Annotated in this window: 23 protein-coding genes; 14 read left to right on the top strand and 9 right to left on the bottom strand. The window is 59.2% G+C overall.

Annotated features, from left to right (window positions below; genetic code table 11):
- The first annotated feature begins 2 nt into the window (after nucleotides 1-2).
- The 5 genes from MPRO_RS05015 to MPRO_RS04995 all read left to right on the top strand — a co-directional run bounded on the left by MPRO_RS05015 (nucleotide 3) and on the right by MPRO_RS04995 (nucleotide 6,708).
- Nucleotides 3-806: an aspartate dehydrogenase gene (locus MPRO_RS05015; protein ID WP_067288200.1), complete on the top strand. Its 804-nt coding sequence runs from the start codon at nucleotides 3-5 to the stop codon at nucleotides 804-806.
- 26 nt (nucleotides 807-832) lie between these two features.
- Entirely contained in the window at nucleotides 833-2,299 is a 1,467-nt protein-coding gene (locus tag MPRO_RS05010; protein WP_067288197.1) for an aldehyde dehydrogenase, read from the top strand.
- Nucleotides 2,300-2,336: 37 nt separating this feature from the next.
- A complete protein-coding gene (locus MPRO_RS05005; protein ID WP_067288194.1) occupies nucleotides 2,337-3,980 on the top strand; it encodes a thiamine pyrophosphate-binding protein in 1,644 nt (547 codons plus the stop codon).
- A 468-nt stretch (nucleotides 3,981-4,448) separates the two neighbouring features.
- The gene (locus MPRO_RS05000) at nucleotides 4,449-5,858 is read left to right on the top strand and encodes an aspartate ammonia-lyase (protein WP_067288191.1); all 1,410 of its coding nucleotides are present in this window, start codon (nucleotides 4,449-4,451) and stop codon (nucleotides 5,856-5,858) included.
- A gap of 184 nt (nucleotides 5,859-6,042) precedes the next feature.
- Entirely contained in the window at nucleotides 6,043-6,708 is a 666-nt protein-coding gene (locus tag MPRO_RS04995) for a nucleotidyltransferase family protein (RefSeq protein WP_082708454.1), read from the top strand.
- A 121-nt stretch (nucleotides 6,709-6,829) separates the two neighbouring features.
- Here the strand turns inward: MPRO_RS04995 and MPRO_RS04990 are convergent, their stop codons facing one another.
- From MPRO_RS04990 to MPRO_RS04980, 3 genes are all read right to left on the bottom strand, one after another.
- Nucleotides 6,830-7,594 (bottom strand): ABC transporter permease, encoded by a 765-nt coding sequence (locus tag MPRO_RS04990; RefSeq protein WP_067288188.1) that lies wholly within the window; start codon nucleotides 7,592-7,594, stop codon nucleotides 6,830-6,832.
- Nucleotides 7,595-7,612: 18 nt separating this feature from the next.
- A complete protein-coding gene (locus MPRO_RS04985; protein WP_067288186.1) occupies nucleotides 7,613-8,590 on the bottom strand; it encodes an ABC transporter substrate-binding protein in 978 nt (325 codons plus the stop codon).
- A gap of 71 nt (nucleotides 8,591-8,661) precedes the next feature.
- On the bottom strand, nucleotides 8,662-9,450 hold the full coding sequence (locus tag MPRO_RS04980) for an ABC transporter ATP-binding protein (protein ID WP_067288266.1): 789 nt from the start codon (nucleotides 9,448-9,450) through the stop codon (nucleotides 8,662-8,664).
- 499 nt (nucleotides 9,451-9,949) lie between these two features.
- Here MPRO_RS04980 and MPRO_RS04975 point away from each other — a divergent pair, with 499 nt between their 5' ends.
- Nucleotides 9,950-10,987, top strand: a complete 1,038-nt coding sequence (locus MPRO_RS04975; RefSeq protein WP_067288183.1) for a porin — start codon at nucleotides 9,950-9,952, stop codon at nucleotides 10,985-10,987.
- A gap of 111 nt (nucleotides 10,988-11,098) precedes the next feature.
- On the opposite strand, the gene MPRO_RS04970 is transcribed toward MPRO_RS04975, so the two are convergent.
- On the bottom strand, nucleotides 11,099-11,881 hold the full coding sequence (locus tag MPRO_RS04970) for an IclR family transcriptional regulator (RefSeq protein ID WP_067288179.1): 783 nt from the start codon (nucleotides 11,879-11,881) through the stop codon (nucleotides 11,099-11,101).
- 242 nt (nucleotides 11,882-12,123) lie between these two features.
- On the opposite strand from MPRO_RS04970, the gene MPRO_RS04965 reads away from it, so the two are divergent.
- Together MPRO_RS04965 and MPRO_RS04960 are read left to right on the top strand one after the other, a co-directional pair.
- Nucleotides 12,124-12,612: a DUF302 domain-containing protein gene (locus MPRO_RS04965; protein WP_067288176.1), complete on the top strand. Its 489-nt coding sequence runs from the start codon at nucleotides 12,124-12,126 to the stop codon at nucleotides 12,610-12,612.
- A complete protein-coding gene (locus tag MPRO_RS04960) occupies nucleotides 12,599-13,750 on the top strand; it encodes a YeeE/YedE family protein (RefSeq protein WP_067288174.1) in 1,152 nt (383 codons plus the stop codon). The genes MPRO_RS04965 and MPRO_RS04960 overlap by 14 nt, the downstream gene beginning before the upstream one ends.
- Nucleotides 13,751-13,771: 21 nt before the next feature.
- On the opposite strand, the gene MPRO_RS04955 is transcribed toward MPRO_RS04960, so the two are convergent.
- Nucleotides 13,772-14,704 (bottom strand): LysR family transcriptional regulator, encoded by a 933-nt coding sequence (locus MPRO_RS04955; protein ID WP_067288171.1) that lies wholly within the window; start codon nucleotides 14,702-14,704, stop codon nucleotides 13,772-13,774.
- A gap of 179 nt (nucleotides 14,705-14,883) precedes the next feature.
- Here MPRO_RS04955 and aptA point away from each other — a divergent pair, with 179 nt between their 5' ends.
- From aptA to MPRO_RS04935, 4 genes are all read left to right on the top strand, one after another.
- Complete coding sequence (gene aptA, locus MPRO_RS04950) at nucleotides 14,884-16,227, top strand: omega-aminotransferase AptA (protein ID WP_067288168.1); 1,344 nt, start codon at nucleotides 14,884-14,886, stop codon at nucleotides 16,225-16,227.
- Between the two features lie 24 nt (nucleotides 16,228-16,251).
- Nucleotides 16,252-17,742, top strand: coding sequence for a CoA-acylating methylmalonate-semialdehyde dehydrogenase (locus MPRO_RS04945; RefSeq protein ID WP_067288165.1), 1,491 nt, complete (start codon nucleotides 16,252-16,254; stop codon nucleotides 17,740-17,742).
- A 520-nt stretch (nucleotides 17,743-18,262) separates the two neighbouring features.
- Nucleotides 18,263-18,901 carry a GTP cyclohydrolase I FolE gene (folE, locus tag MPRO_RS04940; protein WP_067288162.1) on the top strand — a complete coding sequence of 213 codons (639 nt, stop codon included), beginning with the start codon at nucleotides 18,263-18,265 and terminating at the stop codon, nucleotides 18,899-18,901.
- A 103-nt stretch (nucleotides 18,902-19,004) separates the two neighbouring features.
- A complete protein-coding gene (locus tag MPRO_RS04935) occupies nucleotides 19,005-19,505 on the top strand; it encodes a Crp/Fnr family transcriptional regulator (RefSeq protein WP_067288159.1) in 501 nt (166 codons plus the stop codon).
- Nucleotides 19,506-19,573: 68 nt separating this feature from the next.
- Here the strand turns inward: MPRO_RS04935 and aroQ are convergent, their stop codons facing one another.
- The 4 genes from aroQ to MPRO_RS04915 all read right to left on the bottom strand — a co-directional run bounded on the left by aroQ (nucleotide 19,574) and on the right by MPRO_RS04915 (nucleotide 22,939).
- Nucleotides 19,574-20,011, bottom strand: a complete 438-nt coding sequence (gene aroQ, locus MPRO_RS04930; RefSeq protein WP_067288156.1) for a type II 3-dehydroquinate dehydratase — start codon at nucleotides 20,009-20,011, stop codon at nucleotides 19,574-19,576.
- 17 nt (nucleotides 20,012-20,028) lie between these two features.
- Nucleotides 20,029-21,297: a TRAP transporter large permease gene (locus tag MPRO_RS04925; RefSeq protein ID WP_067288154.1), complete on the bottom strand. Its 1,269-nt coding sequence runs from the start codon at nucleotides 21,295-21,297 to the stop codon at nucleotides 20,029-20,031.
- An 82-nt stretch (nucleotides 21,298-21,379) separates the two neighbouring features.
- Nucleotides 21,380-21,841 (bottom strand): TRAP transporter small permease, encoded by a 462-nt coding sequence (locus MPRO_RS04920; RefSeq protein WP_067288151.1) that lies wholly within the window; start codon nucleotides 21,839-21,841, stop codon nucleotides 21,380-21,382.
- Between the two features lie 78 nt (nucleotides 21,842-21,919).
- Complete coding sequence (locus tag MPRO_RS04915) at nucleotides 21,920-22,939, bottom strand: DctP family TRAP transporter solute-binding subunit (RefSeq protein ID WP_067288148.1); 1,020 nt, start codon at nucleotides 22,937-22,939, stop codon at nucleotides 21,920-21,922.
- A gap of 591 nt (nucleotides 22,940-23,530) precedes the next feature.
- Between MPRO_RS04915 and MPRO_RS04910 the strand changes: the two genes are divergently transcribed.
- Nucleotides 23,531-24,382 (top strand): shikimate dehydrogenase family protein, encoded by an 852-nt coding sequence (locus MPRO_RS04910; RefSeq protein WP_067288145.1) that lies wholly within the window; start codon nucleotides 23,531-23,533, stop codon nucleotides 24,380-24,382.
- Nucleotides 24,383-24,733: 351 nt separating this feature from the next.
- Nucleotides 24,734-25,399 carry a GntR family transcriptional regulator gene (locus MPRO_RS04905; RefSeq protein WP_067288141.1) on the top strand — a complete coding sequence of 222 codons (666 nt, stop codon included), beginning with the start codon at nucleotides 24,734-24,736 and terminating at the stop codon, nucleotides 25,397-25,399.
- Nucleotides 25,400-25,515: the final 116 nt, after the last annotated feature.

Here is a 25,515-nt window from a genome sequence, read left to right as displayed (position 1 = left end):
GCATGAAACAACTGATGATGATCGGTTTTGGCTCCATGGCCCGCGAAGTGGTCGCGCTGCTGCCCGAAGACCTTAATCTGCAATGGCTGCTGGTACCGGCGGATAGCGTGGCAGCAGCTCGCGGCCAGGTATCAGCCGATGTTCGGGTGATCAGCACTATTGATGCTGTGAATGCGGCCTGCGACGGCACGCCGGACCTGGTGGTTGAGTGTGCCGGTCAGGGCGCGATCCGCGAACATGGTGAAGCGGTCCTGGCCCGGGGCTGGGATCTGGGTGTGATTTCCGTCGGCGCCTTTGCCGACAATGCCCTGCTGGATCGACTGCAGAGCGCGGCGGTGGCGGGCAAGGCCCGCATTCATGCACTGGCCGGCGCCATTGCCGGTATCGATGGTCTGGCTGCGGCGAAAGAAGGCGGCCTGGACGAGGTGGTGTACTGCTCGCGCAAGAGCCCAAAAAGCTGGAGAGGCAGCCCGGCCGAAACCCTGATCGATCTGGACGCCATCACCGAGCCTACGGTGTTTTACCGTGGCACCGCCCGGGAGGCGGCGTTGCTGTTCCCGGCCAATGCCAATGTGGCGGCGACCATCGCCCTGGCCGGTATCGGCATGGATGACACCCGGGTCGAGCTGATGGCGGATCCCGGCATCGAGCGCAACCAGCACCTGATCTGCGCCCGTGGCCGCTTTGGTGATATGAAGCTGGAGCTGAGCGGCCTGCCGCTGGAGAGCAACCCCAAGACATCGACCCTGGCGGCGCTGAGCGTTGTTCGCGCCTGTCGTCACAGCACCGCGTCCCTGTTGATCTGAGGCCTTTGGCTTCGAGGAGAATAATCATGACCAAGCCTATTTTTATCGCCGGCCAGTGGAAACAGGGACGGGGCCCCGTGCGTGCGACCTATTTTCCGGCCGACGGCAGCCTGAATGCCGAAATCGCCACTGCCAGCATCGAAGATGTGGAAGAGGCTGTACAGGCGGCGGAGCTTGCCTGGCGTGAGCCCGATTGGCGCAACCGCATGCCTCATGAGCGCGCCGCGGTGCTGTATCGCGTGGCGGATCTGATTACCCAGCGCGTCGACGAACTGGCGGCCATGCAGACCCGTGACAACGGCAAGCCGCTGGCTGAAAGCCGGGGCCTGGTCATGAGTGCGGCCGGCACCGCGCGCTATTTTGCCGCCGCCTGCGAAACCCTGGATGAGCAATTTCCGGCCCAGCGCTCCCGCGAATTCATGACCCTGAGCGTGCACGAGCCGCTGGGCATTATTGCCGCTATCACCCCCTGGAATTCGCCCATTGCCAGCGAAATGCAGAAGATAGCCCCGGCGCTGGCGGCGGGCAATGCGGTTATCGTCAAGCCCGCCGATGCCACGCCGCTGGCGGCCCTGGCCCTGGCCGAACTGTTCGAGGAAGCCGGCCTGCCCAAGGGGCTGCTGAGTGTGTTGCCGGGCCGGGGCTCGGTGGTGGGCGAAGCTCTGGCGGCGCACCCGCTGGTGCGCAAGATTTCCTTTACCGGCGGCACCGGCACCGGGCGTCATCTGGCCCATGTGGCGGCCGAGAAGCTGATCCCGACCTCGCTGGAACTGGGCGGCAAGTCGCCTACCATCGTGTTTGATGACGCGGATATCGAGCTGGCAGCCAAGGGCGTTGTTTACGGCATCTTCAGCTCCTCGGGCCAGGCCTGCATCGCCGGTTCCCGCCTGTTTGTCCATGCCAAGGTGTATGACTGCTTCATGGATCGGCTGCTGACGCTGACGGCTAAGCTGCGCGTCGGTCACCCGGAGCAGTCGGGTACCCATATGGGGCCGCTGATCAGCGAAGCACACCTCGCGTCTGTGGCCGGTTTTGTCGACAAGGCACGCGCCGAGGGCGGTGAGGTCCTTTGCGGCGGCGCACGTTTGACCGAAGGGGACCTGGCCCAGGGCAGCTACTATCCGCCGACCATCATCAGCGGCCTCGATAATGACGCCAGCGTCTGCCAGGACGAGATTTTCGGGCCTGTGCTGGTGGTGCTGAAATTCGACGACGAGGCGGATCTGCTGGCCCGCGCCAACAACAGCGTCTTTGGGCTGGCCGCCGGAATCTGGAGCGAGGACTTCCGTCGCGCCTGGCGTATCGGTCGTCAGCTGGAAGCTGGCACCATCTGGATCAACACTTACAAGAAGTTCTCCATTTCGGCGCCCTTTGGTGGCTTCAAGGAGAGTGGTCTGGGCCGCGAAAAGGGACGACTGGGCGTGCTCGAGTATATGCAACAGAAGAGTCTGTACGTCGGTCTCAGTGACACCGCCAACCCCTGGTGTAACTGATCGCTTTCGCCCCCTATACAACAACAGGTAAACAGCCATGTCTGCAGAAAAAATTACCGTTGGCGAAGTCGTCGCCCGCATCCTCGAAGCCCACGGCGTTGCCAACGTCTACGGCGTGATTTCCATCCACAACCTGCCGGTGGCCGATGCCATCGGCCGTCGCGGCGAGATCACCTTTGTGCCGGCCCGCGGTGAAGCCGGTTCCGTCACCATGGCCGATGCCCATGCCCGCTTTGCAGGTCTGGGTGTGGCCCTGACCAGCACCGGCGCCGGTGCCGGCAATGCCATTGGCTCCCTGATTGAAGCCTGCAATGCCGCCAGCCCCGTGCTGCACATTACAGGTCAGGTGGAGCGCGAATATCTGGACCGCGATGCCAGCTTTATCCATGAAGCCAAGGATCAGCTGACCTTTCTCAAGGCCAGCAGCAAGGCAGCGTTTCGCATCAGCCACCCGGAAAGTGCCGCCGGCATCCTGCGTGAAGCTATCCGCATCGCCCGCAGCGTGCCCATGGGCCCCGTGAGCATCGAGATTCCGATTGATGTGCAGGCGGCGAAAATCGAACTGCCGGCGGACCTGGGCCCCATCGAGCCCGCGGCGCTGCCGGTGCCTGCGTCCGCCGAGCTGGAAAGCCTGGCCGCGCAGCTGAAAAGCGCCAAGCGTCCTTTGCTGTGGATTGGTGGCGGTGCTGCTGGCTGCGAAGCTGAAGTAAAGGCGCTGGCCGACAAGGGCGTGCCGGTGGTGTCCAGCACTCATGGCCGCGGCATCCTGCCGGACACTCATCCGCGCAGCCTGCGCGCCTTTCACAACAGCGCCTCATTCAAGGATCTGTGCAGGGACAGCGATCTGGTGATAGTGGCGGGCTCGCGCCTGCGCAGCAACGAGACCCTGACCTACTCGCTGGAGTTCGGCAAGCCGCTGGTACAGATCGATGCCCATGCCGCAGCCCAGAATCGCAATTACCGCGCCGATCGTTTTATTTGCGCCGATGCCAAGGTTGTGTTGGCGTACCTGGCCGATGCCCTGAGCGAGGGTGAAAAGGTGGATGCGGATTATGATCGTGCCATTGCGACTGTGGTCGAGCAGTCGGTGGCGGCGCTGAGCGATCAGGTCGGCAATTATGCTGGTATCTGCCAGGCGCTGCGCGCTGCTTTGCCGCAGGACGGCATCCTGGTGCGGGATATCACCATGTCCGGCAGCACCTGGGGCAGCCGCCTGTTCGAGATCAACGGGGCGAACCGCAACATCCATTCCCTGGCCGGTGCCATCGGCCTGGGTCTGGCCCACGCTATCGGCAGCGCCATTGCCAACCCGACGCGCAAGGTGGTCGGTCTGGTGGGTGACGGTGGCCTGATGCTCGGCATCGGCGAGATGGCCACCATGGTGCAGGAAAATACCGATCTGGTGCTGATCGTCATGAACGACGGTGGCTACGGTGTGATGCGTGGTATCCAGAACAACTACTTCGAAGGCCGGCAGTACTACAACGAACTGCATACACCCTGCTATCGGGATCTTGGCACCGCCATGGGCATGCCAAGCTGGCAGGTGGGCTCGGTTGAGGAGTTCGCATCCGCCATCCAGCAAGCCATCGCCATCGACGGCCCCGCCGTGATCGAGGTGGACATGGACAAGGTCGGCCCGCTGAACTTCGCAGGTCCCCCACAGAAGAAGCTTTATTGAATAGCTGAAAGCACGAATCAGGGTGCTGGTAAGCGCAGCGAACCGCACCTATGGGTTGCAGGTAATGCGCGACAAAAAGCGCAATGCGTTGCACGCATCGGTGGTGGGTTACACGGCGCCCGAACAGTGCTGCCAGGCGGCTACATCGTACAGACTGCGCCGCTAACCCACCCTACAACCGCGGGCACAAGGATGTGCGGGAGCGGTGGACGTGCATGGCTCCATGTGGTGGGTTACACAGCGCCCGAACAGTGCTGCCAAACGATTAAATTGTAATTGCTGCGCCGCTAACCCACCCTACAACCGCGGGCACAGGGATGTGCGTGCGCTTTAGCTTGCAGGGTGGCTCGTGCTTTTTAACGATTTACGACTCACCTCTTACCCTTTTCTACCCGCCCGGAATATCGCACCTGAAGATTTCGGGCGGGTTTTTTCTGCCTGATAGACAACCTTATGAGGACCTATTCAATGTCGGACCCGACTGTGGCCGCGGTGCGGCTGGAAAAAGACCTGCTGGGCAAACTGCCCGTGCCTGCGCAGGCTTACTATGGCATCCAGACCCTGCGTGCCTGCAACAACTTTGCCCTCAGTGGTGTGACCCTGCAGCATTTCCCGCGCCTGATCATGGCATTGGCGATGGTCAAGCAGGCGGCGGCGCAGGCCAACGCTGAGCTGGGTTCCCTAGCGCCTGAAAAGGCGCGGGCCATTCAGTGCGCGACTCAGGCGATTATCGGTGGCGAGTACCACGACCAGTTCGTGGTCGATATGATCCAGGGGGGCGCCGGCACCTCCACCAACATGAATGCCAACGAAGTCATCGCCAACGTCGGACTCGAGTTCATGGGTCTGCAAAAGGGTGACTACAAGGCCCTGCACCCCAATAACGACGTCAACCTGTCCCAGTCGACCAACGATGCCTATCCCACTGCCGTACGGTTGGGGATCCTGCTCAGTCACGCCGACCTGGTGGGTTCTCTGGTATCCCTGCGCGGTGCCTTCAGTACCAAGGCCGAGGAATTCAAGGGCGTCATCAAGATGGGCCGCACCCAGTTGCAGGATGCGGTGCCTATGACCCTGGGGCAGGAGTTCAAGGCCTGGGCCAGCACTCTGGGCGAGGATATCAGCCGCATTGCCGCACTGTCGGAGCTGCTGACCGAGGTGAATCTGGGTGGTACCGCCATTGGCACGGGTATCAACGCCGATCCTCGCTATGGCACCCTGGCCATCGCCCAGCTGTCGCGCATCAGTGGCATTTCGTTGCGCCAGTCCGAGGATCTGATCGAGGCGTCGTCCGACATGGGGGCCTTCGTGCTGTTCTCCAGCATGCTCAAGCGCCTGGCGCTCAAACTGTCAAAGATCGCCAACGACCTGCGCCTGCTGAGCATGGGGCCGCGCGCCGGCATCAACGAGATCAACCTGCCGGCACAGCAGCCCGGCAGCTCCATCATGCCAGGCAAGGTCAATCCGGTGATTCCGGAGGCCGTAAACCAGGTGGCCTATCAGATCATGGGGCATGATCTGGCCATCTGTATGGCGGCGGAAGCGGGGCAGTTGCAGCTCAATGCCATGGAACCGCTGATCGCCTACAACATTCTGGAACAGATGCGCCTGCTCAAGCGCGCCATGCAGATGTTCGAGGAAAAGTGCATCGTCGGCATCAGCGCCAATGAAGCCCACTGTGCCTCGATGGTGCATAACAGCATCGGCATAGTTACCGCGCTCAATCCCTACCTTGGGTACGAGAACGCGACACGCATCGCCAAGCGGGCGTTGGAGGAAAACCGCAGCGTGCTGGAACTGGTGGAGGAAGAGGGGCTCATGGCGCCCGAGCAGCTGCGCGAAGTACTGCGGCCCGAGCGCATGATCGCCAGCGTCTAGCTGCACTGAACAGTAGTGTGCTTACACTGTTTTCATGCCGGTCCGGGCTACCCTGGGGCCGGTATTTTTTGGTCTGTCTGAAACGGCCTGCATGGCATTCTTTGCCTGAAATTGTCTGCAGTATGCAGGGGATGTAAAAGGGTAAGGGTATAGTGGCCAACTGAACTTAGATCGGATATCGACGATGCCGGAAAATACCAAGAGAGAGGCTGGGGCCACTGGGCAGAGCGTTGCAGAAACTGACTACAAGGTGCTGGCGCTGGTGATGGCGGCGGGCCGGGCGCGACGCTTTGGGGCCGACAAGCGGCGTGAAACTCTCTTGCACGATCGTACGCTGCTGGCGGCCACGGTCCAGTCCATGGCGGCGGTGTTCGATAGCGTGCGGGTGGTGATTCGCGGCGATGACGAGCCTGCAGAACTGGGGTTGGAGTCGGCAACGGACGTTGTTCGTTCCCCTCGTGCCGACCAGGGTCTGGGGTTCAGTATCGCGGATGCTTTCAGCACGCTGCGCAGCTCGCAGGCACTGGCTGCAGCCGTGCTACTGGGCGATATGCCCTGTATCGAACCCGGCACCCTGGCCCGGCTGGTCGAGCAGGCGGCGGCGGATCGCATCGTCCGCCCCGAGTACCAGGGCAAGCCCGGGCACCCGGTTATCTTCGGGCGCAACTTCTGGAGCGAACTGTCACGGTTGCAGGATGAGGAGGGGGCACGCGCGGTGATCCAGCGTCACCCAGAGGCCCGCATGCATATCGAGGTCGATGACCCCGGTGTGCTGATGGACGCCGACCGCCCCGGTGATCTGCAGGCGCTGCGTGAACGCTATCAGGGAATGCAGAGCTCAGTGAGTTGAGGTAGCGCTTGGGACAGGTTGTGCCAGGGTTGCTTGGGAACCGATGTGCGGCGTAAAAAAGGGGCCATTACTGAGTACGGGCCCCTTTTTACGCTCAAATGTGAATAACGAATCCCAGTGTTCAGCGGTGCTCTGCCCTGGGAATGTAATGCAGGATGCGGTTTTCCGCCCAGACCACCAGGCTGTAGAGCAGGATGCCGATGACCGTCAGCAGGGCGATGGCATTGAATACCATGGCGGCGTTGGCCTGGCCTTCGCCGTAGGAAATCAGGAAGCCGAGCCCGGTGTTGCCACCGACCATTTCCCCCACCGTCACGCCGATAACCGCCAGCGTTGCGCAGATACGCAGGCCCGCCAGCAGGTTGGGCAGGGACGAGGGCAGTTCGATCTTCATAAAGATCTGGAAGCGACTCAGGTTGTAGGCCCGGGCCAGGTTGATCATGTCGCGGTCGATGTTTTTCATCGATTGCAGCACGTTTACCAGGATCGGGAAGAACACGATCAGGATGGTCACCAGCAGCTTGGGCCAGGCGGTGTAGCCGAACCACATGATAAACAGCGGTGCGAAGGCCACCTTGGGGGCGATCTGCAGCGCCAGGATGTAGGGTGATACCACCTTTTCGAGCAACGGGGATGAACCGAGCGCAAAGCCCAGTACCGCGCCCAGGATGCTGCCGATGATGAAGCCCAGCAGGGTCATCTGCAGGGTCGACAGCGTGTGCTGCAGCAGCGCTTCGCTCTGGTACATGCGCAGCAGTTCAGCCAGGGTTTCGCTGAAGGTCGGGATAATGTAGGCCGGAATATCGAACAGGCCGGGAATGTATTCCCAGCCGGCGATCATCAGCAGGGCGAACGTCAGGGTCGCACCGGTGTAGTTCTTGTTCATGGTGTCTGGACCTCGGTCTCAGTTCGACACGAACTGGTTGGTGAAGGTGTCCGCAATGGGCACGGCGGTGCGCACGATATCGTTGTGCAGGTAAAAATCCTGCACGGTCTTGAGCCGCACTTCGTCAAACTGCCCCAGTTGCAGCGGCGCCTGGGTGGGGTACACCAGCTCGGTGTAGCGGGTCAGGATGTCGGTGATCTGGGCTTCCTTGCCCTGGTGGCTGGGCACCGCGGCGATGTAGTCGCTTGCGGCCTGTGCCGGGCTGGCCTGGATTTCCCGCACGGCCTTGAGGGTGGCATTGACGAAGCCCTGCACGGCTTCAGGCCGCTCGGCGATGGTCTCGTCGGAGGCGAACATGGCCTGGGCCATGGCGGGGAATATATCGTTGATGTTCCATACATCCACCTCGATGCCGGCAGCCTGCACTGCGGCCACCCACTCGGGAACCCCGGACATGGCCTGGATATCACCGGAGATCATCAGCTTGATAATGCCGCCCGGCCCCAGTGCCTGTACCGACGCATCATTCTTGGAGAGGCCGGCACTGGCGAGTACCGCCAGCAGGTTGTAGTAGGTGGTGTCCTTGAACGACAGCACGCCTATGGCCCTGTCGCGAAGGTCCGCCGCCGATTCAATGCCGGCATCGCGGCGCACCGCGATCTGGGTCAGGGCCTGGCCGCCGAGCAGCGCAACCCCTTTCACCTTCAGACCATTGGCCCGGGTCACAATGGGGGTGTCACCGATGCCACCGCCCATATCGGCGTTGCCCACGGCGACCTGTTTGGCGACGTCGGCGCCACCCTTGCCGATCTGAAAGCTGACATCCAGCCCTTCGTCCGCGTAATAGCCCTTGTGCTTGGCTATCTGAAAGGGCGCAAAGGCCGGCAGGGTGTCCGGGGCCGGGAACAGGTAGGTGATTTTCTCGGCACCAACCGCGTTTTGTATCAGCAGGGATGAGGCCAGCACCAGGGCGGCCTGTTTGAGCATCTTGATCATGGGATTTCCTTCTTATTCTCGGTTAAGGTCAGGGATGACCTGTATGCAGAAAATGCAGGAGCAATTTTCTGCTAGAGGCCACGGGTTTCGAGCTTCAGCAAGTCAAACAGGTGGCTGATGTACTCGGCCGCCCTCGGCGCCTTGCGCCTTTCCAGCAGATTGCCGCGCTCGGGCAACTCGACAATCAGCTCCTCGATCACGGTGGCCGGGCGTTCGCTCAGTACCAGGATGCGGTCAGCCATGAACACGGCTTCCGACAGGTCGTGGGTGATCAGCAGGGTGGTGATGCCCGCGCTCTGGATGGTCTCGCCAAAGCTCTGTTGCAGCAGCAGTTTGGTCTGGGCGTCCAGTGCCGAAAAGGGTTCATCCAGCAGCACGATGGCGGGGTTGATCGCCAGGGTTCGGGCCAGGGCGGCCCGCTGGCGCATGCCACCGGACAGTTGGTAAGGAAAATGATTGGCGAAGCCTTCCAGCTGGCAGCGTTTGAGCTCCCGCAGGGCTATCTCTCGCCGCTCGGCTTTGCCAAGGCCGCGGGCCTCCAGACCGAATTCCACATTGCCGACGATGGTACGCCAGGGCAGCAACAGGTCCTTTTGCAGCATGAAACCCACGTGGGAATTGGGGCGCGTGACCTGCTCGCCGCTGACATAGACCTCGCCGCTGCTGGGCTGGTAGAGGCCCGCAGTCATGTTCAGGATGGTGCTTTTGCCACAGCCGGAGGGGCCGACGATGGCGACGAACTCCCCGGGCCTGATATTGAAATTCACGTCATTGATGGCGACCTGGGTGTCGGCCGAGTTGGGCAGGCTGAAGCCCTTGGTGACGCCTCGAAATTCCAGTGCAGTTGTCAGGCTGTTCATCATCTTGTACCCGGTGACCCGTCGTTTAATTGTTAGTGTGCGGGGCTCCGCGGGGTGGCTGTTTGTCCTGCCCCTGTGGAGTCGTTGCTGTTTGCGCCTTGGCTCCTCGCGTTTGGCGGCTGTGAAGCTGTATGGCTGGATGTAACCATGCTTGTTCATATTTGAACAATTAGTTTGCATTAGAATTATCAGGTTCGGTTGCTGCATGCAAGCACTTATGTTTTCCCGGCGAGCGCCCAGGGGAGGGGGAGAACTCATATTTTTGTATTAACTAATTGTTAAATATAAATTTATATACAATGTTTATTTGGCATGTTGCAGGTGTGTTGCGGCGCGCCTGGTGGTCGATTGAAGGGCTGGGGTTGTACAGGAATTATGGCTTTATGTTTTGCATGTAAAACCATTGTTGATTTTAGGCGAGCGAGCTTTTAGCTTGGATCAGCCTTGAATGAAGGTTTCATATTCAAACAACTAACAATAAAGAGCCGAGGTCCTGTCGATGAAATGTTCCACCCTGGGGTTTGCCCTGATGAGTGCCTGCGCGTCTGCTGCTGTGCTGGCGCAACCGTCGGCGCCCACCCTGTACGGCCAGTTGAGTGGTCAGATTGTGCACTTCGATGAGGCTGACTTTATCGGTAACGAGCGCGATACCTCGCCCAGTATTTCCAGGGCTGTTCTGGGGGCGCGCGGCCTCTATGCGCTGGCGGATGGCATCAGGCTGGCATACCGGCTGGAGGCCGATTTTGCGCCACTGGCGGAGGGCGACGGCAGCAAAAGCCTGTACTACAGCGCACTGAACCAGATAAAGGACGACGATGATGACATCTTTGTGCGCTATGCCAGCGCCGCCTTTATCACGCCCTACGGTGTGTTCGCGATTGGTGACGCCAGATCCGGTACCTACGACGAGTTCTATGCGCCGGTGGATGTATTCGAGGTCAACACCCAGGACAGCACGCCATCGGCCGTCGCAAACGGCTCGAGGATGTGGACCCAGGCGAAGTGGAGCAAGGACGGACTGGTGTACAAGTCGCCGGTGTGGAATAACCTTTATGCCAAGTTCGTGCTGGCCAGCGTGCAGAGTGCAAGCGATACCGACGATGACTTGAAGATCCTGGATATCGTCTACAGGAATGACCGTTTCATGCTGGGCGCGGGCCTGAGCGTATTCGACAAGGAAATGCCCGGTGTCAGTTCGGGGGAAACCGATCGCAAGCGCTGGCGTGTGGCGTCCCACTATAACTGGGACAGCTTCCGCCTGGCCGGTGTTTATGAAATGAACCGAGACCTGGGCGCGACCGGAGCAGATTTCGATGTCTTTGGCATCACCGGTACCTATATCCGGGGCAAATTCAGATACGCGCTGTCCTACCAGGACCGGGAAGCACCAACCTCCGGTGCCCTGGTGGAAGACCGCGCGGTGCTGGCGCAGGTCAGGTATACCCATGACGAGCGGCTGGATTTTTGGGCCGAAGCCGGCAGCTACAGGGAATCCGACAAGGACAACCTGGCCGTGGGGCTGAATGTTCACTTCTAATTAGCGGCTAAACCGCAAGGTACTCCTGCCCTTCCTTGTGCCCCCGTGACCGGCGGGGGCGTTTTTCGAGGACCGCCCGCGCTATCAGCGCTATCAGCGCACCTTGAGTTCTCAGCCGGAAAATCCACTGATTGAGCGGGAAAGCGCCCGTGCCGCGGTGACTACGTGGCTGCGTATTTCCTGTTCGAGCCTTGAGTGTGACACGGCCCCCAGGGGACAACTGACCGAGAGCGCCGCCAGTACCTGGCCCCGACTCCCGTATACCGGTGCGGTGCAGGAGGCGATGCGGGCATCGAAGCGGCCGCAGCTGAGAACCGCCGGCTGCCGGCGAATGTCTCTAAGCCGTTCAAGCAGGACATCGATGCTGGTGGGGGTCTGGTCTGTGAAGGCCTGCATCCTTACGTTGTGAAACAGGCTGCGGACCTGCCCGTCCGCCAGGGCCGCCAGCTGTACCTGCCCGGAGCTCGTCGCATGGGCGGCAAGGCGGGCACCGACCTTGAGGTTGCTGCTGCGGCTTCCCGCTGGCCGGTAGCGATCAACATAGAGCACATCGGTACCATCGCGGACGCTCAGGTGGGCCGTGAGTCCGGTCTCATCCCGCAGGCGCTCCATCACAGGGCGCGCAGGCTCCAGCAAGTTGAGCCCCGAAAGAAAGCGAAAGCCCAGGTCGAGCACCCGGGCACCAAGACGATAGCGGCTGCCGTTGTCGATGCGTTGCAGGTAGCCATCGGCTTCCAGTGTATACACCAGCCGGAAAACGCTGGATCTGTTGATTTTGAGGCGGCGGGCGATTTCCGCCATCGACATCCCCCGGGGACTGCCGTCAAAGGCATGCAGCAGGGCCAGTCCGCGGGCGAGCCCCGGAACCCTGTAAGGATCGGCATCGTTGTTCATATATAAAACTTTTATTATTATGCGTTCGGTGATTGAAACATGATCCGTCCTTAGGGGTCAATTCAACAGCCAGGGGGGCTGGGCGCTCTGTCCGCATTTTCAGCTACAGCTCAGCCTGGGGGCTTAGAATTTTGCAGTCGCCTGCCGAATTGCTGCGGGCTGTGGCGGCGCTTAGCCACGATGGAGCACCCATAGGCTCCAGCACGGCTGGGCGCCCGATTTGCAATGATGGAGTCTGCCCGATGAGTACCGGATCGCTTTCCCTTTTTACCCTGCAACGCAGCCTGCGGCTGGCCGCAGCCCTGATGATCTTCAGCCTGTCATCACTGCAGGCCCAGGCCGCCGATGAGGTGCGCCGTATCGACAGCGCCCAGAGCTTTGCGCAGCTGGCCGAGCGCCTGGCGGCGGCGGTGACGGCGAACAAGATGGTGGTGGTTACCCAGGCCAGTGCCAGCAAGGGCGCGGCCTCACGCGGGATCACTATTCCCGGCAACCTGGTGGTGGGCGTCTATCGCAATGACTATGCCGTGCGAATGCTGGAAGCCAGCATGGCCGCCGGTATAGAGGCGCCACTGCGTTTCTATCTGACCGAAAACGCCGATGGCAGCACCAGCCTGAGCTGGGCGACACCGAGCAGCACCTTTGCTCCTTACGCCAGCCCTGCACTGGATGAAATGGCGCTGGAGCTGGACGACGTCTTTGCTGCCATCGCCCGTGATGCTACCGAATAAGCCGGTCCTGAAATTACCGCCGGTCGGCAGGTTGTGCTGGGCGGCGGGCTGGGCTTTGCTGGTTGCAGGCTTTGGCTACGCCGCGTTCGGTGCCAGTGGTGTACGTCATCTGGCGCTTCTTAGCGTCAGTCTGCTGATGGGTGCGGTACTGGTACTGACCGAAATCGGTTTTACCGCCAGCCTGCGCCGTTTCGTAATGGAGTTTGATACCCGCGCGCTTCGCGCGCCGCTCGCCCTTATTGGCCTGACGACGCTGGCATTCGCGCCCTTGTTATCCATGGGCGAAGTCTTCGGGCAGGCGTTGGGGGGCTCGGGTGCGCCCATCGGAGTGCAGGTGGCGGTGGGTGCCTTTCTGTTTGGCGCCGGGATGCAGCTCGGTGGTGGCTGTGGCTCCGGTACCCTCTATAGCCTGGGTGGCGGCAATGGCCGCATGTTGCTAGTGATCGCAACCTTTTGTGCCGGTTCCTTTATGGCCAGTCTGCAGATGGGCTGGTGGCAGAGTCTGCCAGGCATCAACGCGGTGGTGCTGGGTCAGGTGCTGGGCTGGTGGCCGGCGGCGCTGTTGCAACTGATCCTGATCGCGGCACTCTGGTGGCTCGCGGGTCTGCGTCCCGCCGTGGCGAGACGTGTCCATGCTGCCTGGCCATTGTGGGTTGGCGCCCTGGCGCTAGCGGTGCTGAACATGGCGACCCTGGCGCTGGCAGGTCATCCCTGGAGTATCACCTGGGCCTATGCGCTCTGGGGCGCCAAGGTCGCCACGCAGCTGGGCTGGGATCCGGCCAGCACGCCTTTCTGGCAGGCACCGTTTCAGTCTTCAGCCCTGTCCGGCGACCTGCTGCAGGATGTGACGTCCCTGATGGATATCGGCCTGGTGCTTGGGGCCCTGGGGGCTGCGCTTGCGGCGGGGCGCTGGGCATGGCGCTGGGATCTTCGGTTCGGCGCCATCATTGCCGCCATACTCGGTGGCCTGCTGATGGGGTACGGTGCGCGCATTGCCTTTGGTTGCACCATAGGCGCTTTGGTGTCGGGCATTGCCTCCACCAGCCTGCATGGTTGGCTCTGGTTTGCGGCTGTGCTGCCAGGGGTTTGGCTGGGGGCGCGATTGCGGCCGTTCTTTTTCGGCCAAGGGGCTCAATAAAGTCATCGTTACCAGTGCCGCTTAGGCCGGGGCGGCTTCTGCCTGAATCAGCTGATCCAGTTCCTCCAGATAGCCTTCCAGCACCAGATTCGAGGGTGCGCCCTTGCGGGTAATAGCGCTGTACTGGGTGATATAGCGGTATTGCGTCGGCTTCAGTGTCCGCATCAGGCCTTCGCGTATCCAGCGTTCGGCGTAGTGTGTTGGCAGAAAACCAATGTATTGGCCGGTGAGAATCAGAAAAGCGATGCCTTCGCGGTCGGTGGCAGAGGCTGCGGCCTTGAGGGGCTCGTGCAGTGTTTTAACCTGGGCGGTCTGAGCGTAGGCGGGCAGTACGGCGTCGCAGGCGGCCAGCTGTTTGACGCTGATGCTGGCGGCATCGAAAAGCGGGTGCTGGTGGCTGCAGTAGAGCAGTGATTCCTCTTCATACAGCAGGCGGTAATGCAGCCCCGGCAGCGTTTTCAGCGCCGGGATTACCCCAGTGTGCAGACGTCCGTCCAGTACCCCAAGTTCGATTTCCGTGGGCGGGATCATGCGGATATTGATGCGGATGTCACCGCGCTTTTTCAGGGCATTGAGAGCATTGGTGATATGCATCTGGGGCATGGTGACAAGGTTGTCGGTGATGCCAATATTCAGCTCCCCCTTGAGCTGGGCGTGCAGGCCATTGACCCGGGTGCGGAAACCTTCGATCGCCGCCAATAGCTGCAGTGTGGCCTCGTAGACCTCGGCACCTTCCTCTGTCAGGGCAAAGCCGCTGCGCCCGCGCTGGCACAGCCTTAGCGCCAGGCGGCTTTCAAGATCATTCATGGCGATGCTGATGGCCGCACGGCTGATATTCAGTTCTACCTCCGCCGCTGAAAAGCCGCCGCACTCCACCACCTTGCGATAGATGCGCAGCAGGCGCAGGTCGGTATCACTCAGCTGGCCGGGCAGGACGGGCTTGCGGGATTTCATACTACAATTCCTCAATGCTTGGGCAGAGCTCAGGATAAAACAACGCGCAGGTTTAAGTTAAGTAATTACTTGCGTGAAGGTTAATACGTTTGGGTTTAATTTACATTAGGGCTTGGGCACACTCAATTCATACAGTGTCACCTAACTAATATCGCCATATGAATAACAAGGGGTATGCCATGTCTGAGTCGCAGCACGATAAAACCGCAGGCCTGAGTCCTGAGCAGCTGGATGCGTTCTGGATGCCGTATACGGCCAATCGTCAGTTCAAGGCCGACCCGCGGATTATCGTTGGCGCCGAGGGTGCCTACTACAAGACCGCCGATGGTCGTCGTATCTTTGATGGTCTGTCGGGTTTGTGGACCTGTGGTGCGGGCCACAACAGGCCGGAGATCGCCGAGGCAGTGTCCAAACAGCTGCGCGAGCTCGACTATGCACCGGCGTTTCAGTATGGCCACCCCAAGGCTTTCGAGCTGGCCCATCGCATTCGTGAACTGACGCCCAAAGGGCTGGATTACGTCTTCTTTACCGGCTCAGGCTCCGAAAGCGCCGATACCTCGCTGAAGATTGCCCGTGCCTACTGGCGCAAGAAAGGCAAGCCAAGCAAGATCAAGCTCATCGGTCGCGCCAAGGGCTATCACGGCGTCAACTTTGGTGGTTTCAGTGTTGGTGGCATAGGGGCCAACCGGGCGCTCTTCGGCCAGGGCGTGGATGCCGATCATTTGCCCCATACCCTGCTGAAAGAGAACCTGTTCAGCCGTGGCATGCCGGAAAAAGGCGCCGAACGTGCCGATGACCTGCTTGAGCTGATCGCGCTGCACGATGCTTCCAATATAGCGGCGGTGATCGTCGAACCTATGGCGGGTTCCGCCGGTGTGTTGCCGCCGCCGGTGGGCTACCTGAAACGCCTGCGGGAAATCTGTGATCAGCACGACATACTGTTGATCTTTGATGAAGTCATCACCGGCTTTGGCCGCATGGGCTCCATGACCGGAGCTGAAGAGTTTGGTGTGGTGCCGGACATGATGAACGTCGCCAAGCAGTTGACCAACGGTGCGGTCCCCATGGGCGCGGTGGTTGCCAAGACCGAGATTTACGAGACCTTTATGGAACAGGGTGGGGCGGACTACATGATGGAGCTGCCCCACGGCTACACATACTCCGGTCATCCGGTGGGCTGTGCTGCGGCGCTGGCATCCCTGGACGTACTGCAGAATGACAACCTGATCGATCGGGTGAAGGAAATGAGCCCGATCTTTGAAAACGCGCTGCACAGCCTTAAAGGCACGCGTTATATCAGTGATATCCGTAACTACGGCCTGGCCGGTGCGTTGCAGATTGAATCCTACCCGGGCGAGCCTGCGCGGCGGCCTTATGAAATTGCGATGAAATGCTGGGAAAAAGGTTTTTACGTGCGCTACGGCGGCGACACCATCCAGCTGGGGATGCCCTTTATCGTCGAGCGCGAAGAAATTGACCGGGTGATCAATGCCCTGGGCGACGCCTTCGCCGAACTCGACTAAACAACTACTTATAGAGGCAAGCGCATGAAAACTATCGGACATCTGATCAACGGTACAGCACACACAGGTTCCGGCCGCAGCCAGGACGTTTTCAACCCGTCCACAGGTACGGTCGACAAGCAGGTTCTGCTGGCCAGCAAGGCCACAGTGGAAGAAGCCATAGCCGCGGCCCAGGCGGCCTTCCCGGCCTGGCGCAACACGCCGGCACAAAAGCGCGCCCGTATCATGTTCCGCTTCAAGGAATTGCTGGAACAGAATGCCGAAGAAATCTGCCGCCTGATTGGTGAAGAGCACGGCAAAATTTCCCACGATGCCATGGGCGAGCTGTCCCGCGGTATCGAGAACGTCGAGTATGCCTGTGGCGCGCCTGAGCTGCTCAAGGGTGAGCACAGCAAAAATGTAGGCCCTGCCATCGATTCCTGGAGCGAGTTTCAGCCGCTGGGCGTTGTGGCTGGCATTACGCCATTTAACTTTCCCGCCATGGTGCCGCTGTGGATGTATCCCATGGCCATCGCCTGCGGTAATACCTTCGTGCTCAAGCCATCCGAGCGTGATCCGTCCTCTACGCTGTTCATCGCTGAACTGCTGATGGAAGCGGGCCTGCCCGCCGGCGTTATGAATGTGGTCAACGGTGACAAGGAAGCGGTGGACACCCTGCTACAGGACAAGCGTGTGCAGGCGGTAAGTTTTGTCGGCTCCACGCCCATCGCCGAGTACATCTATACCCAGGCCAGTGCCAACGGCAAGCGCTGTCAGGCTCTGGGCGGTGCCAAGAACCACGCCATCGTTATGCCTGATGCCGATATGGACAACGCCGTCAGTGCCCTGACTGGCGCGGCCTTCGGCTCATCCGGCGAGCGCTGCATGGCGCTGTCGGTTGCCGTTGCCGTGGGTGATGCCGCTGCCGATGCGCTGGTCAGCAAGATGAAGGTGCAGATGCAGAGCCTCAAGGTCGGTGCCTTCAGCGACAGCAGCAATGACTTTGGTCCTGTGATCACCAAGGCGCACCAGGAAAAAGTGGTCGGCTTTATCAACAGTGCCCAGGAGCAGGGCGCCGAGATAGTCGTGGACGGGCGCACGCCAACGGTGAGCGGATATGAGAACGGTTTCTTCGTCGGTGGCACCCTGATCGACCGGGTGACCCCGGACATGACCTGCTACCAGGAAGAAATCTTTGGACCTGTGTTGCTGGTGGTGCGAGTTGATACCATGCAGCAGGCGATGGATCTGATCGACGACCATGAATACGGCAACGGTACCTGCATCTTTACCCGTGACGGTGAAGCTGCACGTTACTTCAGCGACAACATTCTGGTGGGCATGGTCGGTATCAACGTGCCTCTGCCGGTACCTGTTGCTTACCACAGCTTTGGCGGCTGGAAGCGTTCACTCTTCGGTGACCTTTCAGCTTACGGTCCGGACGCGGTGCGCTTTTACACACGTCGCAAGACCGTCACCCAGCGCTGGCCATCCGCCGGTGTGCGTGAAGGCGCGCAGTTCGCGTTTCCTTCCTGATAGGGTAAGTGACTGAATGCAGAGGGGCTCTTTCGGGAGCCCCTTTTTGTTTGGCAACTTGGGCACCGCGTTAGAAGATTCGAGTCCGATGCGGTGCCTTTCTACACCAAGCGCAAAACGACCCCTATACGCCAAGCGCTGGCCAGCCGCCGGTGTGCGTGAAGGCGCGCAGTTAGCACTTCCATCCTGATTTGTAGCACGAAAAATCCGCCCCTCGGTGCAATGGCGCTGCTGGGCGCCAGTTTGATGGATATCTGACCAGACGTACTTCAAGTCCCGTTAAAACACCGGAATCGAACCGGATCAGAGCAATCTGATCCGGTTTTCTTATATAGAGTATTCAGCGGCGCTACTGATTGTTAATATCGCGTTACCATCGCAAGGCAGAGTCCCTTGCGGTTCTAACACTGGACCACCGTGCAGGTTTCACGCAGAAAACTGCCTGATCGAATAATAAGTAAAAGGTACGGGAATCCGATTTTGGGAACTCTCGCATTCCCGTCACACCCAGGATGGAAAAATGATATCCAATGAAGCGAAGATTGTTCGCGAAGTGCTGATTGCGCGGGGCCTGGAGACCCCGCTGCTGGAAAATGGCATGAGCAGCGAGCAGAAGTACGAGCGCATCAAAAGCCTGATGACCGAAGTGGTCGGCACGCTGGGGCTGGATCTCAGCGATGACAGCCTGGCGGAAACCCCACATCGCATTGCCAAGATGTATGTTAACGAGATATTCGCCGGCCTCGATTATGCCCGTTTTCCGAAAATGGCACTGATCGAGAACAAGATGCGGGTGGAGGAAATGATCAAGGTGCGGGACGTTAGTGTTGTCAGCACCTGTGAGCATCACTTCGTGACGATCGATGGCGTGGCCAAGGTGGCCTATATCCCGGATCAGACCATCATCGGGCTGTCCAAGATCAACCGTATCGTACGTTTCTTTGCCCAGCGCCCGCAGGTTCAGGAACGCCTGACCCAGCAGATACTGGTGGCGCTGCAGACGTTGCTGGGCACCGATAACGTCGCTGTCAGCATTTGCGCGGTTCATTACTGCGTCAAGTCCCGCGGGGTCATGGATACCAACTCCCAGACCGAGACCACGGCACTGGGGGGTACCTTTAAAAGCAATGCCCGCACCAGAGCTGAGTTTCTCGGCTGAATACCTGTGGCTGGCAGCCTGCCAAGGGCGGGTCAGGAGGAAACTCTTAGCCTGCTGCACTGCCTACAGAGATATTGGAGGTCTCCAAAGCGGGGCATGAGTGATGCGCACTTTAGTCGGTAATGATCTGTGGCAGCGTTGGGGGGCGGATTACTTCCGTGCCCTGTCGACCTTTGGTGCGCTGCAGGACAGCACTATTCTCAGTCTGCTGGAGAATGGGCAACTGGGCGAATTAGCCCAGGGCGAGGTACTGTACCGCCCGGGCGATAAAGCGGGCGGCTTCTACGTTATTCTTAAGGGCACCATTGCCCTCTACATGCACCATCACGACCGGGATGCACTGACGCGGCTTTACCGCCAGGGTGAGCAGCTCGGCTTCGTCGACATGATAGGCCTGCACGATCACTGGTCGACCAGTGTGGCGCAGAATCCCGTAACCCTGGTACATATCTCTTCTGATCAGTTTTATGAGCTGCACCTGCAAGCGCCGGACGACTTTGGCCTGCTGATGATCAACTTGTCGCGGGAAATGGCGCGTACGGTGATTATGCTGGCCGAAGTGATCGTCGATCAGAGTGTACTGATCGCCAGTGGACGCAATTAATACATATGCAGGAAGAGGGTAGAGCGGGGCGCCGCTGGTTGCCCAGCGGCCTGTACAGCAAGCGGACTTTATTGATCGGCGTCGACGAAGTGCTCCAGCGCCAGCAGATAGCCCTTGGTACCCAGGCCCGCAATCACTCCTTCGGCCCGAGCCGAAACGAAGGAATGGTGGCGAAAGCTTTCGCGGCGGTGAATATTGGAGATATGCACCTCTATCACCGGCTGCTCGAAGGTGTTCAGCGCATCCAGAATTGCTACTGAAGTGTGGCTGTAGGCCGCCGGATTAATGATGATTCCATCGGCCCGGCTGCGGGCTTCGTGAATCTTGTCGATGATGTCCCCCTCGCTATTACTCTGGAAAAACTCAATCTCAAACCCCAGCTGCGCTGCCCGCTCAAGCAGGCGCTGCTGTACATCCGCCAGGGTTTCATGGCCGTAGACTTCGGGCTGGCGTGTGCCCAGCAGGTTCAGATTCGGGCCGTTCAGCACATAGATACACTTGCTCATCTCTAACTCTCCGATTATCAGTAGCCAAAGAGCCTGGGGATAAAGGTCACGGTCTGCGGGATAAAGGTGATCAGAATCAGCACCAGCAGTTCAACCAGGAACATGGGCATGATACGGCGCGATATAGCCCCCATGCCCACATTGGCAATGGAGTTGGACACGAACAGGCAGATACCCATGGGCGGTGTTACCAGACCGATCATCAGGTTGAAGATCACGACTATGCCGAAGTGGGTCGGGTCAATGCCCAGGCTCATGGCGATGGGGTGCAGAATCGGCAGCAGAATCAGCATGGCGGCGATGCCCTCAAGGAACAGGCCTACAACCAGCAGAATCAAATTCACCGCGATCAGGAACACCCAGGGACTCGAAATCTCGTCCAGCACGAAGCTGCTTATGGTCTGGGGCACGCGGGAGAAGGTCAGCATCCAGTTGGCCGCAGCCACCACGGCGATAATGATCAGAATGATCGACGAGTCACGCATGGCGCGGGTGAAGATACTTGGCAGCTGGCTCAGTTTCAGGCTCTTGAGCACGAACATGCCGGCCACCAGGGCATAGCCCGCGGCCAGTGCTGCCGCTTCCGTCGGTGTGACAACGCCGGTAATGATCGAGCCCACAATAAAGACCGGCATGAACAGTGGTATCAGGGCGTCGATAAAGGCCTTGAAGCGTTCCTTGTTCGACAGCTTTTTACGCAGCGGTGCATAGTGGGCGGCGAAGAATCGCACATAGATTGAAAGGCCAATGGCCAGCAGTAGCCCAGGAGCCACGCCCGCCAGAAACAGTGCCGGTACCGATACGCCGGTGGTAATCAGAGCGTAGATAATGACCGGAATGCTGGGGGGGATCATGGGGCCTATCACGGAGGAGGCGGCCGTCAGCGCGGCGGCAAAGTCCCGTGGATAGCCTTCCTTTTCCATGGTGGGAATAAAAATGCGGCCCAGGGCCGAGGTATCCGCGACGGCGGAGCCCGACAATCCTGCGAAGATCACCGAAGCCCAGATATTCACCTGGGCCAGGCCTGCCTTCATATGGCCAACCAGGGCATTGGCGAAGGTGATGATGCGCCCGGTGATGCCACTCTCGTTCATCAGCTCACCCGCCAGCACGAACAGCGGAATGGCCAGAATGGCAAAGGAGTCGAGGCCTGAAAAAATGCGCTGGCTGACCAGACCAAAGGAAAACGGCGTTTGGGACACATGCCCAAACACGCCCAGCAGAATCGCAAAGGCGATGGGGCTGCCGATTGCCAGCAGTACGAACAGTATCAGAAATCCAACCATAGTCTTATTCGCTCTCTTGGGCGTCGTTCATGGGTGATCGAGCAACGCCTCGGCTCTTGTTCAGATGTGTGGGTGCGTGGTGTCAGGCCGGGGTGCCGGCGCGGTGTTCAGACAGCTTGATCAGTGCCGCCAGTACCAGGCCGATGCCGCCGGCAATCATGGCGGACTGAAACAGGTACATTGGCAAACCGGTTCCAGGCGCCAGGATGGCACCCCGCTTGAGCACAAAGAGGTAACCGGACCAGGCGAGAACTCCACCGGCCACCAGGGACACCAGGTCGACCACGATGGCCAGCACTCTGCGTACTGAGGCTGGCACACTGTCTTCCACAAAACTGAACTTGATATGGATTCCTTCGAGGTAGCACAGGATGCTGCCAAACATGGCGCCGTAAATCATGGCGAACTTGGCGACTTCCTCGCTCCAGAGAATGGGGGCATTGAGGGTGTAGCGGCTCATGCTGCTGACCAGCACCACCGCAAAAACAATAAAGAGTGAACTGCCTGTCAGCCAGGACAGGACTTTCTTGTAGAAGAGCTTCATAAGCTGTGATCCCGGAAAACAGGTAGCTGTGAAAACGCCGGAGGCTCAGGGCCTCCGGCGTTTGCATGCAGGAAAAGACTAGTTTGAAGAAGCAGTTTTTACCGCATCCTGCGCCTTGTTGATCCAGCTTGGATCAATTTCGCCCTTGAGCCATTCGATCACGGCGGGCTGAGCGGCGCTCTGGAACTTGGCCATCTGCTCGGCATTGGGTACGGTGATTACCATGCCGTTCTCGGCCAGTTTCGCCAGGCCTTCAGCGGAGTTGACCTGCTGAATGGCACGACCCACCAGACCTGCGACCTTGGCGGCACGCTTGATTATGGCCTGATCCTGCGGGCTCAGGCTCTGCAGCAGCTCGTCGTTCATCAGGATGAAGTCGGTGCCGTATACATGGCCGTCCAGGCTGATGTACTTCTGCATTTCGTAGAACTTGTTGCCATAAATAACGCTGACAGGGTTTTCCTGCCCATCAACGACGCCGGTTGCCAGGGCTGAGGGTACTTCAGGCCAGGCGATAGGTGTCGGCTCGCCACCCAGGGCCTTGACCATCTCGACGTACAGCGGCGTGGTCATGACGCGGATTTTCAGGCCTTCCAGATCCTTGGGTTCGCTAATAGGGCGCTTGGAGTTGGTGAAGTTGCGAAAGCCTGTTTCGGCGTAGGCCAGGGTGCGCAGGCCGGTTTTCTGCAGGCAGTGCTCACCGAGCGCCTTGCCGAATTCACCGTCCAGCACTTCCCAGGCGACGGGAGCAGACGGGAACAGGTAGGGAATTTCCAGTACCGAGGCTTCAGCGCAGAGCTTGGAATAGGCACCGGATACCATGGCCATGCTCAGGGTGCCTTCCTGGGCGGACTGCAGCAGGTCGGTTTCACCACCGAGCTGGCCGGCGGGGTATACGTTTACGGCGATGCGACCACCGGACTCGGCTTCAACCAGATCCTTGAAGACCTTGGAGGCGGCGCCTTTTTTGGAGGTGGTCCATTCCTGGGGATCGACGTGACCCAGGGTCAGTTCGATATCAGCAGCCTGTGTCTGCAGGGCAAAGATGGCGGCGGCGGTGGCAAGTCCCAGTGTTATTTTTTTTGTTGAAAGTTTCATGCTTGTCTCTCCAAAGACGGATGTCAGTATGCATCCGCGATCACTTGTTGTTGTGAGTACTCATGCTCATCAGGGCGTGCCCTGCGATTGAAATGCAGGCTAACAACAGTATTGAGTATCGTCAAGTTTGTAGGCTCAAATCAAAAATACCCTATATTTTAAGGTCGGTCCTGAAGTAAGCGTCCTTCGACCCTGCTGCCGTGCTCAAGTTCTTGATTTCAAGGCGCTCGTGGGACTGTCCGTCACTCGGCTAGGGCTGTCTGTCGTTAAATATCCAGGTCGTTATCAAGAATGATATTTTGTTAATTTTATATTCCATTATCGATATGTTTGGCTGTGATCTGTGAGTCAGGCCAGTAAAGATGCGGGTTTCAGGGCTTTTGGCAAAAATAACCTATACTTTTGAAAATATCATACATATTGACGATTATCGGTTTAGGTGGCTATTATCTGTTCATCTTGAAACGCAGTCGGCGACGGGGCTTCCCGTTACCGGATTCGGTTGATGGAGCGCAACTATGCTGCCGCTGTCCCGGATCTCTGCGGCCCCTGAATGATTCAGCGGATGCGTTACCGCTGTGGAGAATAAGAATGCTCAAGCTTGGTCTCATCGGACAATCCATTGCCCAGTCCCGCTCACCCGCCCTGCATATCATGCTGGGTGAAATGTACGATCTGCCGGTGAGCTATGAGCTGCACGAACCGGCGGATGCCAGCGAAGCCGCCTTTGTCGCCACCCTTGCGAGCCTGCGTGAACAGGGTTATCGCGGCGCCAATGTGACCTTTCCCTACAAGCAGCTGGCGGTTGCCCATGCGGGGGAGGTCTATCAGGGCGCCCGGTTGGTGGGCTCCACCAATACGCTCAACCTGAGCGGTGCAGTGGCCGCGCACAATACGGATTACAGCGGTTTCATCCGTGGCTATCGCCAGCGTGTGGGCGAACAGGCCGCAGGTCGGGTGCTGCTGATAGGCGCAGGCGGTGTCGGGCGTGCGGTGGCGTTTGGACTCTTTGAAGTGGGAGCCAGTGAAGTCATGGTGGCGGATCTTAATGCCGCCAGCGCAGCCTCCCTTGCCCAGGCGCTGAACGCCGCCGGCTTCAAGGCTTCAAGCGTGGCGCCCGAGAATGTTGCAACAGCTGCCGCCTGTGCTGATGGTCTGGTGAACTGCACCCCGGTCGGGCATTACAAAACGCCCGGCCTGCCCATTGCCGCAGAACTGATCGGGTCACAGCGCTGGGCCTTTGATGCGGTCTATACGCCTATCGATACCGAGTTTCTGCTGCAGGCGCATGCCAAAGGCCTGGCGATCGTCTCGGGCTTTGATCTGTTTATTTACCAGGGCATTGATGCCTTTGAAATCTTTACCGGCGTGCGTGCCGATGCCCAGGCGCTGCTGGCGCGCTTTAAACAGAAATTCGATATCCAGAGTGATCTGATCGCCTGATTTCTGATGATTGTGTCGCGCATGCCCGCCTGTGCGGGCGTGTGTTTTGGCCGGGGCTGCGTCATGCAGTTTTCCGTGCAGCTCTTGATAGAGCAAGGCCGCGTCTGACGCGGCCTTTTTTTGGCTCTTTGCGGATTAAAGGGAAGAAATGACGCAGTCGCAGGATGGGAGAAGCTGCCCCGTGGGTCTTGCCGCACATCTACATAAGCTGGGGCGGTGTAACCCATCTTGGGTGGGGGCCTTGGTTTCAGCGGCGCAGGATGAGTTAAAGCGTAACTGCACCGGAAAACCGCCCTTATTTAGAGTAGTATCGGGTGAAATACTGATTGTCATATATCTGTGAGCACGAACATGAATACTGCAGTGGATCGTAAACTGGTTGGGCAGACGGCCTACGATAGTCTGCGCAACGACATCGTCACCGGCAAGCTGGGCCCCGGCCGGAAATTGAAACTCAATGAGCTTAGAGCCAGTTACGGTGTCAGCGTGAATACGCTGCGCGAGACCCTGATGCGGCTGGTTTCCGATGGTTTTGTTGCCTTCGAAGACCAGAAAGGTTTTCGCGTGAACCCGGTTTCTGTGTCCGATCTGGATGAGTTGATCGAGCTGCGTGTGCAGCTCGAAATCCTCGGGCTGCAGAAGTCCATGGCCAACAGCCAAAACCGCATGGACTGGAAATCTGCGCTAATCAGTGCGCATTACCGCCTGAGCTGCATGGAAAAGCTGATGATGGAAGACGAAAGCAGCCATGTGCGCGACTGGGAAAAAGCCGACCGCGATTTTCACATGACCATAGTGTCCAACTGCGGCTCCAGTCAGCTGATTCGTTACCACGGCTCAGTGCTGGAATTATTCATGCGCTACCAGGTACTGGCGCTGAAGAAGCGTCCGTTCCGCGGCGAAGCGGTAGCGGATGAGCATCAGCAGTTGGTGAATCTGATGCTGGATGACAAGCTAGACGCGGCAACAGCCCTGCTGAACGAACATATCAACAAGGGCAGCGAATTGCCGCTTTGAGCGCCAAGGCGCTAGCAGCCCTTTGCCACAGAAACATCAGCGCGGCTCTTGTTCCCCCTTATGAGCAGAAAATTGCTCCTGCATTTTCTGGTTACTGGCCATCCATGGCCATATGC

The organism is Marinobacterium profundum, assembly GCF_001528745.1.
Classification (GTDB): Bacteria; Pseudomonadota; Gammaproteobacteria; order Pseudomonadales; family Balneatricaceae; genus Marinobacterium_A; species Marinobacterium_A profundum.
This window is presented reverse-complemented; position numbering and strand designations above follow the sequence as displayed.